General features: G+C 70.6%; 14 protein-coding genes. 7 read left to right on the forward strand and 7 right to left on the reverse strand.

Going from position 1 to position 14,958, the window contains the following annotated elements:
* Window positions 1-49 precede the first annotated feature (49 nt).
* On the reverse strand, window positions 50-2,200 hold the full coding sequence (gene fxsT, locus AB0M02_RS26115) for an FxSxx-COOH system tetratricopeptide repeat protein (protein WP_364231018.1): 2,151 nt from the start codon (window positions 2,198-2,200) through the stop codon (window positions 50-52).
* A gap of 175 nt (window positions 2,201-2,375) precedes the next feature.
* Entirely contained in the window at window positions 2,376-2,720 is a 345-nt protein-coding gene (locus tag AB0M02_RS26120; protein ID WP_364231019.1) for a DoxX family protein, read from the reverse strand.
* 95 nt (window positions 2,721-2,815) lie between these two features.
* Between AB0M02_RS26120 and AB0M02_RS26125 the strand changes: the two genes are divergently transcribed.
* Window positions 2,816-3,523 (forward strand): helix-turn-helix domain-containing protein, encoded by a 708-nt coding sequence (locus tag AB0M02_RS26125; RefSeq protein ID WP_364231021.1) that lies wholly within the window; start codon window positions 2,816-2,818, stop codon window positions 3,521-3,523.
* A gap of 18 nt (window positions 3,524-3,541) precedes the next feature.
* Here the strand turns inward: AB0M02_RS26125 and AB0M02_RS26130 are convergent, their stop codons facing one another.
* Window positions 3,542-4,171 (reverse strand): ABATE domain-containing protein, encoded by a 630-nt coding sequence (locus AB0M02_RS26130; RefSeq protein WP_364231022.1) that lies wholly within the window; start codon window positions 4,169-4,171, stop codon window positions 3,542-3,544.
* A 100-nt stretch (window positions 4,172-4,271) separates the two neighbouring features.
* On the opposite strand from AB0M02_RS26130, the gene AB0M02_RS26135 reads away from it, so the two are divergent.
* On the forward strand, window positions 4,272-5,642 hold the full coding sequence (locus AB0M02_RS26135) for a mercuric reductase (protein ID WP_364231025.1): 1,371 nt from the start codon (window positions 4,272-4,274) through the stop codon (window positions 5,640-5,642).
* Window positions 5,643-5,831: 189 nt separating this feature from the next.
* Here the strand turns inward: AB0M02_RS26135 and AB0M02_RS26140 are convergent, their stop codons facing one another.
* Together AB0M02_RS26140 and AB0M02_RS26145 are read right to left on the reverse strand one after the other, a co-directional pair.
* Window positions 5,832-6,932, reverse strand: a complete 1,101-nt coding sequence (locus AB0M02_RS26140; RefSeq protein ID WP_364231028.1) for a lytic polysaccharide monooxygenase — start codon at window positions 6,930-6,932, stop codon at window positions 5,832-5,834.
* A gap of 168 nt (window positions 6,933-7,100) precedes the next feature.
* Window positions 7,101-7,493 (reverse strand): hypothetical protein, encoded by a 393-nt coding sequence (locus AB0M02_RS26145; protein ID WP_364231030.1) that lies wholly within the window; start codon window positions 7,491-7,493, stop codon window positions 7,101-7,103.
* A 106-nt stretch (window positions 7,494-7,599) separates the two neighbouring features.
* On the opposite strand from AB0M02_RS26145, the gene AB0M02_RS26150 reads away from it, so the two are divergent.
* Window positions 7,600-8,163, forward strand: a complete 564-nt coding sequence (locus tag AB0M02_RS26150) for a DUF2087 domain-containing protein (RefSeq protein ID WP_364231031.1) — start codon at window positions 7,600-7,602, stop codon at window positions 8,161-8,163.
* A 326-nt stretch (window positions 8,164-8,489) separates the two neighbouring features.
* Here AB0M02_RS26150 and AB0M02_RS26155 read toward each other — a convergent pair whose 3' ends face one another.
* Together AB0M02_RS26155 and AB0M02_RS26160 are read right to left on the reverse strand one after the other, a co-directional pair.
* Window positions 8,490-9,686 (reverse strand): MFS transporter, encoded by a 1,197-nt coding sequence (locus tag AB0M02_RS26155; protein WP_364231033.1) that lies wholly within the window; start codon window positions 9,684-9,686, stop codon window positions 8,490-8,492.
* A 69-nt stretch (window positions 9,687-9,755) separates the two neighbouring features.
* Window positions 9,756-10,679: a LysR family transcriptional regulator gene (locus AB0M02_RS26160; RefSeq protein WP_364231035.1), complete on the reverse strand. Its 924-nt coding sequence runs from the start codon at window positions 10,677-10,679 to the stop codon at window positions 9,756-9,758.
* A gap of 113 nt (window positions 10,680-10,792) precedes the next feature.
* On the opposite strand from AB0M02_RS26160, the gene AB0M02_RS26165 reads away from it, so the two are divergent.
* The 4 genes from AB0M02_RS26165 to AB0M02_RS26180 are packed head-to-tail and all read left to right on the forward strand — an operon-like array spanning window position 10,793 to window position 14,957.
* Window positions 10,793-11,923, forward strand: a complete 1,131-nt coding sequence (locus AB0M02_RS26165; RefSeq protein WP_364231037.1) for an FAD-dependent monooxygenase — start codon at window positions 10,793-10,795, stop codon at window positions 11,921-11,923.
* A gap of 16 nt (window positions 11,924-11,939) precedes the next feature.
* Window positions 11,940-12,881, forward strand: coding sequence for a VOC family protein (locus AB0M02_RS26170; protein WP_364231039.1), 942 nt, complete (start codon window positions 11,940-11,942; stop codon window positions 12,879-12,881).
* A gap of 9 nt (window positions 12,882-12,890) precedes the next feature.
* Window positions 12,891-13,814 carry a fumarylacetoacetate hydrolase family protein gene (locus AB0M02_RS26175; RefSeq protein ID WP_364231041.1) on the forward strand — a complete coding sequence of 308 codons (924 nt, stop codon included), beginning with the start codon at window positions 12,891-12,893 and terminating at the stop codon, window positions 13,812-13,814.
* A complete protein-coding gene (locus AB0M02_RS26180) occupies window positions 13,815-14,957 on the forward strand; it encodes an alpha/beta fold hydrolase (RefSeq protein WP_364231042.1) in 1,143 nt (380 codons plus the stop codon).
* The last annotated feature ends 1 nt before the right edge of the window (window position 14,958 follow it).

Here is a 14,958-nt window from a genome sequence, read left to right on the forward strand (position 1 = left end):
CACCGACCACGAAGGCCGGGGCTCAACGGCGCGCCCCGGCCTTCGTCCTTCACGACGTCCCCTCCCGGCGCGTGTCGGCCAGCCACCGGCGCATCCGCGCGGTGTCCGGATGGTCGGCGCCCAGGACCCGCTCGCAGGCGGTCAGGGTGCTCCCGAAGAGCGCGACCGCCTCGTCGCGCCGGCCCACCGCCCGGTACGCACGGGCGAGCCCGCCGTGGCGCGAGAGCGTCTCCGGGTGGTCGGAGCCCATGGCCCGCTCGGATCTGGCGGCGTTCTCCTCGTAGAGCTCGACCGCCTCGTCGAGCCGCCCCGCTTCCAGGAACGTGCGGGCCAGGAGACTGCGGGAGAGCAGGACGCTGGGATCGTCCGGCCCGAGCGCCGCCTCGATCTCGGCGTGATTCGGCTCGAGGATGGCGACCGCCTCGTCGAGGCGACTCGCTGCCCGATAGGCGCCGGCAAGGTTGTGGCGGGCGGCCAGTGTCTGTGGGTGGTGGTGACCGAGCATCCTCTCCCGCGCCGTCAGGTTCGCCTGATAAAGCGTGATGGCCTCGTCGATCCGCCCCGCCTGCCGGTAGGCGTACGCGAGGTTGTTCCGGCAGGTCGAGGTGTCCTGGCGGTCCGGCGCGGTGCGCTCCAGCTCGCTGAGATTCGTCCGCAACAGCGGGATGGCCTCGCCGGCCCGCCCCACGGCCGTCCAGGCGGACGCGAGGCTGTCCCGGATGGCGATCATTCGCGGGCTCCCCGATTCCAGAACCTGCTCGCCCCTGGCGTGGATCGACTCGAGCAGCCCGAGCCCGCGGCCCAGGTCACCGGCGGCCAGCAAAGCGTTCCCCGCCCAGCGTTTCAGGGCCAGGACCCCGTGAGCGGGTCCGTCGCCGATGTGCCCGCCCAGCGTCTCGATGTGCGCGACCATCTCGTCCAGCTCGGCTCGCCGCAGCGCCACCTGCGTGACCGGGAACCAGGCCGTCAGATGAGTGAGCAGGGCGGTCGCGACGGCGGCAGCGGCCGGCGACGGCCACTGATGGCGGACAATCCGGGCGGTCAGCCGGTGCACGACCACCACGACGGGGTCCCGGTCCGCCTCGGGGACCGGCCCGGCGAGCGTGACCAGCGATGCGGTGGCCAAGTGCTCCAGGGCGGCGTCGAGCGACTCCGTGAGGCCCAGCGCCTCCCTGCCGTCCGACAGGAACCTGCGGTGGATGCCCTCGGGTGCGAGCAACGCGAGAACAGTCAGCAGGCCGGTGGCGTCGCCACTGGTGTCGTCCCGCCCCAACTGCTCCACGCTGATCTGCATCGCCTTGAGCACGCCGGGATGGTCGGTCCCGGCCCGCTGCTGGAGCACGTCGTCGAGGCACCGGCCGTCGAGTTCGGCCAGGTATCTGCGGCAGGACCAGCGTCGCTGCCGGATGGTGGCCGCGGCCTGCGACAGGCCGAGCGGCAGCCATCCCAGCGCTGTGCCGACCGCGATCGCGTCGTCGTCGTCCGGCAGACCGGTCGCGGAGTGAAGCAGCGCGCGGCCCTGCGCCGGGGTGAAGACGCCGACCTCGACGGCCATGACGCCGTCCATCGTGGCGACGTCCTGACGGTTGCTGGTGATGAGGATCTTGGTAGTGCCGGTTGCCGGGAGAACGTGCCGCAGACTGTCCGGGTCGTCGACGTTGTCCAGCACCAGTAGGCGCCGCCCGTCTCGCTGGTCGGCCAGCCATCGGCACAGCGAGGCCGCCGCGTCCTCCGCGTTCTCGTCGGCTGACGCCGCGCCTGTCCGGACCGCGAGCCGCCCCAGCTCCGGCACGGGTGAGCCCTCGGCGTTGATCCACGCGACCAGGTCGAACTCGTCGCGTACGCACTGGCGGGCGTAGGCCGCCGCCAACTGGGACTTCCCGGCGCCGCGCTGACCGGGCAGCGCCACGAGAGCTGCCCGTCCGCGCCGGCCGAGCGCCTGATCCAGAGCGCGCCGTTCGGCCGGCCGCTCCTGGTAGTGCCACGCCGGGCGCGGGATAGCGCCGAAGACGGCGCCGCCGCCGGCCCGCTCCGGCCGGCGGAACCGCAGAAACTCGAGGAGCATCGAGCCGATCAGTACGAGAGCCGCGACCGCCCACACCAGCGGCGCCCACCACGACCACGAGTCGGGTGGCTCCACTGTGTTCGTCGCGAGGTTGCCGACCAGTGCGAAGACTCCGGTGACCAGCACCAGTGTCACAGGGGACGGAACCCATCGACCCGAACCGCTGCGCATTGTCGAAATCTAGCGTTTGATCGCCCTGATCGCGGGCATCGACAAACGTGTAAGACCTCCCGGTGGGGACCAGGGGATGACGGGGAACGAGGAATGGTGAGCCTCGTTCCCCGTCCGGTCTCCCAACCCGGAGTCCGGGTCAGGCGGTCAGGGCGCGCATCGTGACGGCGGCCAGCGAGACCACCAGCAGCACAGCGGCCGGAGTGACGGCGGTGTCCTTCACCCGCAGATGAGCTCCGATCGCGCCGAGGAAGTACAGCGCGATCCCAGTGCCGGCCGCGATCCCGATCGGCCACCAGGCCAATCCGGCGACCAGGCCGGCGGCACCGGCGAGTTCGAGGAGGGCGAGGACCGGAGCGAGTTTCCGGGCACCGACCCGCTCCAGTGTCGCGACCTGGGACGCCTCGCCCCGAAGCTTCCCGGCGGCGGACACCACCAACAGGGCGGCGAAGAGCACGCTGAGGATGAGGGTGGCGATGAACATGGTGCTCCTCCAAAGGCTGTAACGGAGACTCATCTCCGGATAACGTGCCCTGTATAACGGAGGGAGGTCTCCGTTATTCCGGTAGGGTGAGGCTTATGGAGAACGCGGTGAGTGACGGCCCGGTCCCGAGGCGGCCGGGGCGGGCAGAACGCAGTGACAGCATTCGTAACCGCGACAAGATCCTCGTGGCCGCCCGGGCGCTTTTCGCCGCCGACGGCCTGAACGCCCCGATGGACAGGATCGCCGCCGCGGCCGAGGTCGGGCCGGGCACGCTGTACCGGCACTTTCCGTCCCGGGTGCGCCTCTGGGAGGCGGTCCTCGAGGAGCCGTTGCTCGCCCAGCTGGAACTGGTCGACCAGGCCCTCGCCCGTGCCGACGCGTGGGCCGGCGTCGAGGAGTACGTCCTGGCCACCTGCGCCCTGGAGGCGGAGAGCGGCGGCTACCTCAACCTGATGACCACGCGCTTCGACGACGCTCCCGCGCTCCGGGAGATTCGCGGCCGGATCCAGCGTCGAATCGAGGAGCTGATCGACCGGGCCCGCGCCGAGGGCGCCATCCGGCCCGACTTCACCGTCGACGACCTGATTTTCATCGCCCTGTCGAACAGCCGGGTCGCCGAGGCGACCCGCGCGATCGCCCCGCGCGCCTGGCGCCGCAACGCCGAGCTGTTCCTGGACGGCATCCGCCCGGAGTGCGCCCGCCCGTTGACCGAACCACCGATGACTCCGGCCCAGGTCGCGCGGACCATGATGCGACCGGCCGCTCAGCCGTCGGCGGTCCGCCGGGGCGGGCGGACGGAGTGACCGGCCGCCGGCTCGATCTCACTGGGCCTGTTCACCGTGGTGAGGGCTGGGGTGGTGGCGCCGGTAGTGGCGTGCCACGCGGGCACGGTTGCCACACGCCGGCGAACACCACTCCCGTCGCCCGTGATCCTTGGCGAAGAACAGCAGGCAGTTCGGCGCGAGGCAGGGGCGCAGCCGTTCCCGCGCGCGGCCGGTGAACAGCTCCACCGCCTGCACGGCGATCAGTGCTACCGCGAGGTTGCCGGCCCGGTAGGAGCGGGCCGGCTGTCCGCCGGCGGGCCAGACGACTTCCGGTCGTGCCCGTGCCAGCGCGTTGAGTGTGGCGATGGCCTCCGGCCGGGTCGGAGCCGGTCCGGCGGCCGGGGGCCGGGGGTCCGCGGTCATCTCGGCCGCCAGCCGGCGTAGTGCGTCACGCAGCTCGCGCAACGACTCCAGGGACCGTCGAAGGCCGTCGCCGGTCAGGTCCGGGTCGGCGCCCGCCTCGGTGGCGATGCGGCCGCCCACCGCCCGGAGCCAGCCGGCGGCCTCGTCGTCGTCGGCCAGGGCGTCGTGGATGCCGGAGTCGATGACAGCGATCGTGTTCATCAGTTCCACCGGGAGTGGCTCTCCCAGCAGAGGCGCCCTGGTGGCGACTCCTTCACCGGTCATGTCGCCACGATAGCCAGGCTAATGGCCGATGCCCAGGCAACCGTTTGGTGAGCATCCCGCCGGTTGCGACTAATGGAACGGTCTGTGATATCCATTAGCCATGGACAGCTACGACGTGATCGTGATCGGAACCAGTCAGGGCGGCCGGCTTTTTCCGCTCGAACTGGCGCAGGCCGGTAAGCGGGTGGCGCTGGTCGAGCGCGACCAGCTCGGCGGCGCGTGTGTCAATACGGGTTGCACACCGACCAAGACGATGGTCGCCAGCGCACGGCTGGCTCACCTGGCGCGCCGCGGGGCGGAGTTCGGTGTCCGGGCCGGTGCGGTGTCGGTGGATCTGGCCGCGGTGCGCGAGCGGAAACGGGCAATGGTCGCGGGGGCTCGGGAGAACTACGCGAGCCGCCTGGTGCGGGACGGCCTCGACCTGATCGCCGGCGAGGCGCATTTCACCGGGCCGCACACCGTCGGCGTCACCCTCAACGCGGGCGGGACACGGCAGCTCACCGCTCCGGTGATCGTCGTCGACACCGGGGCGCGCCCGCGGCCGCTGACGATCACCGGAGCGGACGGCGTTCCCGTCCTCGACTCCACGACGGTCATGGAACTGGACCGGGCGCCGGAGCACTTGATTGTTCTCGGGGGCGGTTACATCGGACTCGAGTTCGGGCAGATGTTCCGCCGTTTCGGCAGCGAGGTCACCATCGTGCAGAGGGGCCCACGCCTGCTCGGTCAGGAGGACGACGACGTCTCGGACGAGGTCGCCGCGATCCTGCGAGACGAGGGCATCACGGTCCTGACCTCGGCGACACCGGTTGGCGTGGAGCGGGCCGGCGACGGCGTACGGCTGAGCGTGCGCACCGCCGACGGCACGCGGCAGATCGAGGGCTCACACCTGCTGTCGGCGATCGGCCGGGTGCCGAATACCGAGGCGCTCACCGTCGAGGCGGCCGGCATCCGGCTCGACGAGCGGGGTTGCGTCGCTGTCGACGAGCATCTGCAGACCAGCGTCCCGGGCGTCTACGCGATGGGCGATGTCCGGGGTGGGCCGGCTTTCACCCACACGTCGTACGACGACTATCGGACGCTGCGCGCCGACCTGATCGATGGCCGCAAGAGGAGTGTCCGGGATCGTGTCGTGCCGTACGCCGTCTTCATCGACCCCCAGCTGGGCCGCGTCGGGCTCAGTGAGCGCGAGGCGCGGGCGCGGGGGCGGGCGATCCGGGTGGTGAAGCTGCCGATGGGCGCGGTCGTGCGTGCCATCGAGACCGGGGAGACCCGGGGTTTCATGAAGGCCGTCCTGGACGCCGGCACCGGGGAGATCCTCGGTGCGGCCGTCCTCGGAGTCGAGGGCGGCGAACTGGTGAGCATCATCCAGGTCGCCATGCTGGGCGGGCTCACCGGCGCGGACATGGCTGATGCGATCTTCACGCATCCGCTGCTCGCCGAGGGACTGAACAGCCTCTTCGCCGCCTGACGGCGACGAGGGGTGACGGGGAACGAGGTGGGGCTGCCTCGTTCCCCGTCTTCAAGGTCACAGCACGTGCGTGGACGGAGCCGAACCACGCGGTCTAGCTTGGCCTCCGTTCTGATGGGGATGTAGTCGGGGGACTGGGAGCGCTCCCATTAACATCAATGTAACTCAATTGAATGGGCGGCGCGAGGGTCACACCGTCGCGGTGCAGCTGAGGGTGGGTGTTGCCGCAGCTCCCGAGGCCAGGAAACCGAAACTGGTGCTTCCCGCCGCGGACACCGAGCCGTTGTAACTGGCGTTCGTCGCCGTGACGGTGTTGCCGCTCGTGGTGATCGTCGCGTTCCACGCCTGCTGGATCGGCGGCGTGCCCGGGTAGGCCAGCTGCACCCGCCAGGTCTTGATGGCGGAGCTGCCCGCGGTCACCCGCACCTCACCCTGGTATCCGCCCTGCCAGCTCGACGTCACCGCGAAGGTGGCCGAGCAGGTGCCCGAGCCGCCCGGGTTCGACGGCGACGCCGACGGGGAGGACGGGTTCGACGGCGAGGGGGACGAGGGGTTGGACGGCGACGGCGACGACGGGTTCGACGGCGACGGGTTCGTGGTGCCGCCGAAGTTCACGTCGCTGCAGAAGTAGTACGACTGGTCCAGGTGGCTGGCCTGCCAGATGGTGTAGACGATGGCCCGGCCGGACCGTCCCGGCACGCTCACCGGGATGTCCTGCTGCACGCCGTTGGCGAGCTGCTGGGTCCACTGCGCCGCGGGCGTGTTCGGCACCGTGGTGACCAGCTGCAGGTCGGACCACTTCAGTGCCGTCGTGACCGGGTTGTACCCGGCCCGCGTCACGTAGACGCGGATGTAGTCGGCGCCGTGCCGCGCGCCGTCGAAGAGGGAGAGGGTGAACGAGTTGCCGATGTTCGCGGCCTTCCAGTCGCCGACCGTGTCCATGGCGTTGTAGCGGCCGCTCTCGGTGTGGCCGGCGCTGCACAGCTGGCCGTCCGGGATGGCGCCCTCGTGGTTGCCGGCCACGTTCTCACGGAACAGGCCGTTCCAGTTCCACATCGCGTTCGGGTTGGCCTGCCAGGCCTGCCAGCACATGGGGTCCTCGGTTGCCATCGTGGGGTCCTGGAACTTGGATCCCCAGCGCTCATAGCAGCCGTAGTTGCGGGAGGCGGGACTGACGACGTTGCCGTGCGCGGCTGCCGGGCCGGTCTGCACGGCGAGGACAGCGAGGGAGGCGGCCAGGGCGGCCACCACAGCAGAGATCAAAAACTTCATGCGTACGGGTGAGGACATGAGGGCTCAGCACTCCGTGAGCTCGGGACTGTCACACGCTTTCGCGGACAGTGGTCATCGAGGGACGCGCGAAAGCTGCCCATGCTCTCGCGTGCCGCGTGGCTCCGGCGGCACTGCTGTGGGCACAGCCTGTATCAACAATCGACTCAAGTCAATTGTTGATCTCGGTCAGGCGTGGCCCTTCGTCCAGTTCTCGCCCTCGTCGGTGCCGCTGCACAGACCGGCCGCCTCCACGCAGACGCGGAACTCCACGGCCCGTCCCTCCCCGAAGTCGTGGTCGAAGCGGGCCGTCCCGCCGACCGCGTCCGGGCCCCAGTGCGTTCCCGTCTGCAGGCTGCCGTCCTTGCGGACGTACCGGTACTCCACGAAGACCCGCCTACCCGCGCCGGCCAGTTTGACCAGCGTGAAGGAGTCACCTGCGGCCACGAATCGCGCCTGTGCCAGAGCCCTGCTGTCCTGGTCGTAAACGGTCGCGAGCGCGTCCGCCGCCGCGGCCGTCGGGGTCAGGCCGATCGCCATCAGCGCGGTGAGTGGTACCGCCACCCGTCGCAGAACGGTCATCATCGCCTCCTGGGCTGTATGCATGACCGGAGGGACTCTGTTTCGTACCCGCTGGTAACCGAAATAATCGGATGCCGCGCCGATGGGCGGTGCCTACGGTGTGGGGATGTCCGCTGAAGCCGCCCGTGCCGCCGAGATCCTCACGCAGCTGTCCAACCCGGCCCGGCTGATCGCCTTCGCCGAGCTGGTGAAACACGGCGTGAACGGCGCCACCATCGCCGAGATGTCGATCCACCTCGACATGCCGAAACCCGAGGCCGGCGAGGTCTGCGCCCGCCTGGTCGGCGCCGGCCTGGCCACCGGCACCGGCAACGGCGTCTTCCGGGCCCGGGCCGACGTGCTGCGCGAGGCCGCACAGACCCTCGACCGGGCACAGCCGATCGCCCCGCTGCTGGCCGGCTACCCCCAGTTGAGGTCGTTCTTCTCGCACGGCCGGCTGACCTCGCTGCCGCCCACGATGAGCGAGCGCTACCAGCAGATCGGCGAGCTGTTCGCCCGCTTCCTGGCCGTCGACGGCGTCCTCACCGAGGACGAGGTCAACCGGCGCCTCGCCGTGCTCACCGACGACGTGGCCGCGGTCCGCCGCATGCTCGTCGAAACCGGCTGGCTGGAGCGCGACCGCGCCGGCACGTCCTACGGCTCCGCCCGCACCCTCCCCACCCCCGCCTGACTCCGCCCGCCCCTCCCACCACCTCCTCTTTTCCCGCCGCCGCTGCCTCCGCCCGCGCCGCCGCTGCCTCCGCCCCACGCCGCCTCCGCCCTGCGCCGCTGTCGCCTCCGCCCCGTCGGCGGGCACGGTCTGCCGCGGGGTCACTCCCAGTGGGCGCTGTTGCGGGGGTTTGTCTCGGCAGGACGTGGTCAATGTCCGGCGTGCCAGGCGGCGGGGTGCGTGGGCGCGGCCGTAACGCCCCTTTCGCGCCGTTGTTCCCCGGCTCCCACGCCGACGGTCGCCCACGGAGGGCGCGGAGAGGAAGGGCGAGGGTGAGGGGGAGGGGGTCAGGAGTTTGTGATGTTCAAGGGGGTGGCGTCCCGGGGGACGATGGCGAGCGTGGCGACGGCCAGGAGGGCGGTGGCGATGCCGAGCAGGCCGATGGCGGGGCGCAGGCCGCCGATCGCCGCGGCCAGTCCGGTGAGCAGGACCGGGGACAGGAACTCGCCGATGAACAGGGTTCCGGTCCACAGGCCCGTGCCGCGACCGCGCTCCGCGAACGACAGCCCGTTGGTCGCCCACGTCAGCAGGGTCGGCAGGAGCAGGCCGGTTCCGGCGCCCGTCAGCACCGCGCCCACCGTGATCACCGGGACCGAGCCGCCGCTGCCCCAGATCACCAGGAAGCCCGCCGCCGACAGTCCGAAAGCGATCGGCAACAGCGTCCGCGGCGTCTGTCCCGAGAGCTTGGCGAAGGAGCCCGCCGCGAGTGCCGTCGCCAGTGACATCAGCGCGCTGAGTGCCCCGATCGTCGCCGTCGCCGTGACGCCGGCCTCGTCCAGCACGAAGGACAGTTCCACGATCAGGGCGTAGAAGACCACGCCGCCGGCGAGCGTGACCAGGCAGGGAACGCGGAGTTGGCGCCAGGGGAGCGGTGCCAGCTTGGCGGTCCGGGGCGCGGTCACCGGCTGCCAGATCAACAGAGCCATGGGTACGGCGAGGAGCGCCGCCACCGAGTAGAGCCAGAACGGGGTACGCCAGCCGCCGGCGCCCAGCGCTCCACCAAGTCCGAGAAATACCGTCGCGGAGACCGACGCCAGCAGTGTCTGCAGGCCCAGGTAGCGGCTGCGGCGTGGCCCCGACCAGTAGTCCGCGATCAGCGTCGTGCAGCACGTCATGATGGCCGCTTCGCAGACGCCGACCAGGACCCGGCTGCCGATGATGGCGCCGAGCGAGTCCAGATAGAGCGGGGCGGTCCCGAAGATCGAGTAGCCGATCATCGCGATGATGAGCACCCGTTTGCGGTCGATGGCGTCCGCGATGACGCCGGCGAACGGCGCGGTCAGGCCGATGATCAGGGCCGGCACCGTGAGGACGATCGGCACCAGGACGTCGGCGCCGGCGACCCCGGCGAAGTGGTCGGTCATCTGCGGCAGCACGGGTGCGATGAGCACGGCACCGAGGACCGACAGGCAGGATCCGGCGAGCAGGAGCACCAGCTGGGCCAGTCCGGCCTGACGTTGTGGTGCGGGCGTGGTGACAGACATGCGTGGACTATGTGGCCCGGGTCACCATCAGCGGAAGATGGTTTGGCTGATGCCCAGCATCAGCCGCGGTTATGGGCGCAGCGCGCCGGCGGCCTCGACGAGCACCTCGCGCAGCCATGCGTGAGCGGGGTCGTTGCGGTACATCGGGTTCCACCAGAACGCCTCGGCGAGCGGCACCACCTCGAACGGGCAGTCCAGCACGCGGACGCCGGCGACCGGGGCGAGCAGGCGGGCGAGGCGCTCCTGGATGAGCGCCACCCGGCGGGTGCCGGCCACCAGGAAGGGCATCTGGGTGAAGCCGTCGACCACGATGTCGACCCGCGCCTCGATGCCGATCATGCGGAGCTGGCGCACCGCGGGGGCGAACGCGGTGGGCCGGTCGAAGAGCACCACCCAGGGCAGCTCGGCGAGCAGGTCCAGGGTGAGCGCGTCACCGACATCGGGGTGGTCGTGCGACACGATGCAGACCCAGCGGTCGGTGTAGAGGTCGAGGTGCGGCAGCCCGGTCACGAAGCCGTGCGGGATGAGCAGGCCGTCGGCGGTGCGCAGGGTGTCGGCGGCGTGGTCGACGGCGTACGGGGTGGTCTGCTGCAGGCGCAGCCGGGCGCCGGGTGCGAGCTCGGCGAGACGGCGGGCGAGCTCCGGAGCCAGGACGGTGGCCGCGTAGTCGGAGGTGACGATCGTGAACTCGCGGTCGAGGCCGGACGGGTCGAACTCGGCCGTGGCGTCGAAGACCCGGCGGATCCCCGCGAGGGCCGGCTCGGTGAGGGCGGCGACCCGCGCCGCGAGGGGTGTCAGCTCGTACCGGTTGCCGACGCGGGCCAGCAGCGGGTCGCCGAAGTGCCGCCGGAGCCGGCCGAGCGCGCCGCTGACCGCCGGCTGGCTCACCCCGAGCCGTTCCGCCGTACGCGTGACATTCCGCTCCCGCAGCAGCGCGTCGAGGGTGACCAGCAGGTTCAGATCGAGGTTCGCCAGCACCCGGTCGACCGCCATGGCGTCACTATAAGCCAGGCCGATAGTCCCTATCGCCAAGTCGAGCTTCCCTGATACCTGCTGCCGGGTGGACAGTGGTGCCCATCACAACGGGTAACAGGAGGGAAACCGCCGTGCCAGCAGTTCGTAACGTTCTGGTCGTCGGTGGCGGCGCGGCCGGCACCGCGGCGGCGATTCTGCTCGCCGAGGGCGGGGTCTCGGTCGACCTGGCCGACCTCAAGCCGGACGTGTCCGCGCTCGGCTCCGGGATCACGCTCCAGGGCAACGCGCTGCGTGTCCTGCGCGAGATCGGCGTCTGGGAGCGGGTCGCCGCCGAGGGGTACGCGTTCGACACGCTCGGCCTGCGCGCCCCCGATCCGGCCGGCACGCTGATCGCCGAGCTCACCGACATCCGCACCGGCGGCCCGGATCTGCCCGCGACACTCGGCATGTACCGGCCCACGCTCGCGCGGATCCTTCTCGACCGCGCCGCCGAGGCCGGTGCCAAGGTCCGCTTCGGCACCCGCCCGGCGGCCCTGGAGCAGGACGGCGACGCGGTCGTGGTCACCTTCGCCGACGGCTCGACCGGCCGGTACGACCTGGTGATCGGCGCCGACGGCATCCGCTCGTGGACCCGCGGTGCGATCGGCATCGACCTGGAGCCGCAGCCGGTCGGCATGGGCATCTGGCGCACGTTCACCCGCCGCCCGGAGAGCGTGACGCGTACCGACCTGTTCTACGGCGGCCCCGCCCACATCGCCGGGTACTGCCCGGCCGGACCGGACACCATCTACGCCTACCTGGTCGAGGACGTCCAGGACCGGTCCGGCCTGACCTCGGAGCAGGCCCTGGCGACGATGCGAGAGCTGGCCGGGGCGTACCACGGGCCGTGGGACGAGATCCGCGAGTCGCTCACCGGTGCGGCCCCGGTCAACTACACCGCCTTCGAGAGCCACGTCCTGGACGGCCCGTGGCACCGGGGCCGGGTCGTGCTGATCGGCGACGCCGCGCACTCCTGCCCGCCCACCCTCGCGCAGGGTGCCGCACAGGCCCTGGAGGACGCCTCGGTCCTGGCCGAGCTGCTCCTGCGCGACAGCGCGGTCACCGACAGCCTGTGGTCCGAGTTCACCGCACGCCGCCTGGACCGGGCCCGGACCGTCGTCGAGGCCTCCCTGCAACTGACCCGCTGGCTGCTCGCGCGCGAGCGCGGCGACGTGCCCGGCCTGATGGCCCGCATCGCCCACCTGGTCGCCGAGCCCGCCTGAGAATCCGGAGACTCACGTGCACGACGAACGACTCATCACCCACCTGCGGCACGTCGACCTGGCCGTGCCGGACTACGACCGGCAGCTCACGTTCTACACCGACATGTGGGGCCTGGACGCCGAGACCACCGACGAGGGCATCGCCTTCCTGGCCGCGGCCGGCTCGCCGGAGCAGTACTCGGTACGGCTGCGCAGGGCCGCCGAGAAGCGCCTCGACCTGATCGCGTTCGGCGCCGCGACCGAGGCCGACGTCAACGCGCTCGCCGAGCGTCTCGGCCGCGACGGCGTCCAGCTGCTCTGCGAGCCCGGCAAACTGCTGACCCCCGGCGGCGGGTACGGCTTCCGTTTCTTCGACATCGACGGCCGTACCGTCGAGGTTTCCTCGGACGTCGAGGTCCGGCAGCACCGCAGGCTGGAGGAGGGCGAGTCCGTCCCGGTCAAGCTCTCACACGTGGTGATCAACTCACCGAACCCGGAGGCGACCGTCGCCTTCTACAACAGGCACCTCAACTTCGCGCTCTCGGACACCCTCATGCACCCGCGGATGGGCGAGATGATGTGGTTCCTGCGGACCAACCGCTGGCACCACAGCCTGGCGATCGCCCGCGGCCCGCACGTCTCGCTGCACCACGCCTCGTTCGAGATGCGCGGCATCGACGAGTACATGCGCGGCACCGGCCGGCTGCTGCGCGGCGGCGTGGAGAAGGTGTGGGGCCCGGGCCGGCACATGGCCGGGAACAACACCTTCAGCTACTTTCTCGACCCGCACGGGAACACCGTCGAGTACACCACCGAGCTGGAGGAACTCGACGAGGACACCTGGCACCCGCACCTGTACGACTTCTCCGACCCGGCGGTCAGCGACCAGTGGGGCACGGCGAACCCGATGAACGAATTCGTCGCCCGGCAGTCGTTCAACGAGGTGGACCGGGGCGTGTTCGTCGCCCCGCCGGTGTAGGGCAGAGACATGCGTATCGCCACCTTCCGGCACGAGGGCCGGGTCAGAACGGGAGCCGTCGAGGGCGAGCAGGTCGTCCCCTTCGCCGGCGACATCGACATGCTGGAGATCATCGAGAACGGGGTGGGAAAGAGAGAGCGCGATTTCCCCGTACCCCTGAAAGAAGTGCGCCTGCTGGCGCCGCTGCAGCCTGCCTCGCTCCGCGATTTCGTCGCGTTCGAGGAGCACGTCGAAGGGGTCCGGCGCAGCATCGACGGAAACGCCGGTGTGCCGGACGCCTGGTATGACGCGCCCACCTTCTATTTCACGAACCCGCACCGGATCTACGGCCCGGACGACAGCGTGCCGTTTCCCGCGCGCTCGGTGAACCGGGACTTCGAGCTGGAGGTGGCAGCGGTCATCGGGCCGGGGCAGACCATTTTCGGCTACACGGTCCTCAACGACTGGTCGGCTCGTGACCTGCAGAAACGGGAGATGCAGGTGAGTCTCGGCCCGGCCAAGGGCAAGGATTTCGCGAGCAGTCTCGGCCCGTGGATCGTGACGGCCGACGAGCTCGAGGAACACAAGCGGGACGGCTTTCTCGACCTTTGGTGCACGGCAACGGTGAACGGCACCGAGATCGGGCGGGATCTGCTCGGCAACATGAGCTGGACGTTCGAGACGATGGTCGCCTACGCCGCGCGGGACAGCCGCGTCGTGCCGGGCGACGTGCTCGGATCCGGAACCGTCGGCAACGGCGGCTGTCTCGCCGAATTGTGGGGGCGGAACGGCCGGCAGGATCCGCCGCCGCTGCGGGACGGCGACATCGTGACGCTCACCGTCGAAGGCATCGGCAGTTTGACCAATCGCATTGTCTCGGGCGGCGAGACCCCCGATCTTCCGCGTGCCCGGCGCCGGGATGCGGCGAAAGCGCGTGCAGAGAGGCAGCACTGAATGTTCGAGTACTTCCCCGGCAATTACGTCTGGAATCTGGGCGTGGTCGCCACCCTGAACAGCGGCGGCCTGATCGACGAGGTGGACCGCGCCTGCCGGCCGATCCGGGACCTCGCCGCACAGGGCTCGGACGTCGGCACCAAGGAGTTCCTGGCGTCCTGGGCCGCGGTCGCCGAGGATCTGGCCTCCCAGGCGGCGGCGGACGAGGCCGCCGGGCATCCGCGCACGGCCGGCCAGAAGTACCTGCGGGCCACGAACTACCTGGCCCAGGCCGAGCGGATGCAGAGCGCCAAGGCGCCGGACCGCAACGTCTTCTACCGGCGCTGCCTCGAACTGCAGCAGAAGGCGTTCGACCTGATCGACCCGGGAACGACCCGCGTGGAGATCCCGTTCGAAGGCGCGGTGCTTCCCGCGTACCTCAAAAAGGCGGTGAAAAACGGCCCGGCGCCGGTGGTCATCATGTTCAACGGGCTGGACTCGACCAAGGAGCACATGTATGCCTCGGGCTTCCCGCAGGAGATGGCGGCCCGCGGCATCTCGACGTTGATGGTGGATTGCCCCGGCAGCGGTGAGGCGCTGCGGCTGCTCGGCCTGACCTCCCGGATCGAGAGCGAGGACTGGGCCCGAGCCTGCGTCGACTACCTGCTGACCCGCGACGACGTGGACGGTGACCGGATCGGCCTGGTCGGCTGGTCGCTGGGCGGCTACTACGCACCACGGGCGGCCGCGTTCGAGAAGCGGCTCGCCTTCTGCGTGGCGTGGGGCGCCAACCACGACTGGGGCGCGGTGCAGAAGCGCCGGCTCGAGCGCGAGGGGGAGAACCCGGTCCCGCACTACTGGGACCACGTGCTGTGGGTGTGGGGCGAGACCGACCTGGACGTCTTCATCAAGAAGGCCGAGGCCGTGAACCTGGACGGCGTCGTCGAGCAGATCACCGTGCCGTTCCTGATCGCGCACGGCGAGAACGACCGGCAGATCCCGTTGAGGTACGCGCATCGCTCCTACGAGCAGGCGGTCAACGCTCCCCGGCGCGACCTGCGGATCTTCACAGCGGCCGAGGGCGGCGCCGAGCACATCGGGCTGGACCACTTCGCCCATGTGCAGACCTACATCGCCGACTGGATCGTGGACGTGCTGCGGTGAC

This window comes from Actinoplanes sp. NPDC051861, from assembly GCF_040681145.1.
Classification (GTDB): Bacteria; Actinomycetota; Actinomycetes; order Mycobacteriales; family Micromonosporaceae; genus Actinoplanes.

Bases quoted from the DNA above. Each gene is read 5' to 3' on its own strand.
- AB0M02_RS26120 (WP_364231019.1), bottom strand. From the start codon at position 2,720: ATGTTCATCGCCACCCTCATCCTCAGCGTGCTCTTCGCCGCCCTGTTG.
- AB0M02_RS26125 (WP_364231021.1), top strand. From the start codon at position 2,816: ATGGAGAACGCGGTGAGTGACGGCCCGGTCCCGAGGCGGCCGGGGCGG.
- AB0M02_RS26130 (WP_364231022.1), bottom strand. From the start codon at position 4,171: ATGACCGGTGAAGGAGTCGCCACCAGGGCGCCTCTGCTGGGAGAGCCA.
- AB0M02_RS26135 (WP_364231025.1), top strand. From the start codon at position 4,272: ATGGACAGCTACGACGTGATCGTGATCGGAACCAGTCAGGGCGGCCGG.
- AB0M02_RS26140 (WP_364231028.1), bottom strand. From the start codon at position 6,932: ATGTCCTCACCCGTACGCATGAAGTTTTTGATCTCTGCTGTGGTGGCC.
- AB0M02_RS26145 (WP_364231030.1), bottom strand. From the start codon at position 7,493: ATGACCGTTCTGCGACGGGTGGCGGTACCACTCACCGCGCTGATGGCG.
- AB0M02_RS26150 (WP_364231031.1), top strand. From the start codon at position 7,600: ATGTCCGCTGAAGCCGCCCGTGCCGCCGAGATCCTCACGCAGCTGTCC.
- AB0M02_RS26155 (WP_364231033.1), bottom strand. From the start codon at position 9,686: ATGTCTGTCACCACGCCCGCACCACAACGTCAGGCCGGACTGGCCCAG.
- AB0M02_RS26160 (WP_364231035.1), bottom strand. From the start codon at position 10,679: ATGGCGGTCGACCGGGTGCTGGCGAACCTCGATCTGAACCTGCTGGTC.
- AB0M02_RS26175 (WP_364231041.1), top strand. From the start codon at position 12,891: ATGCGTATCGCCACCTTCCGGCACGAGGGCCGGGTCAGAACGGGAGCC.
- AB0M02_RS26180 (WP_364231042.1), top strand. From the start codon at position 13,815: ATGTTCGAGTACTTCCCCGGCAATTACGTCTGGAATCTGGGCGTGGTC.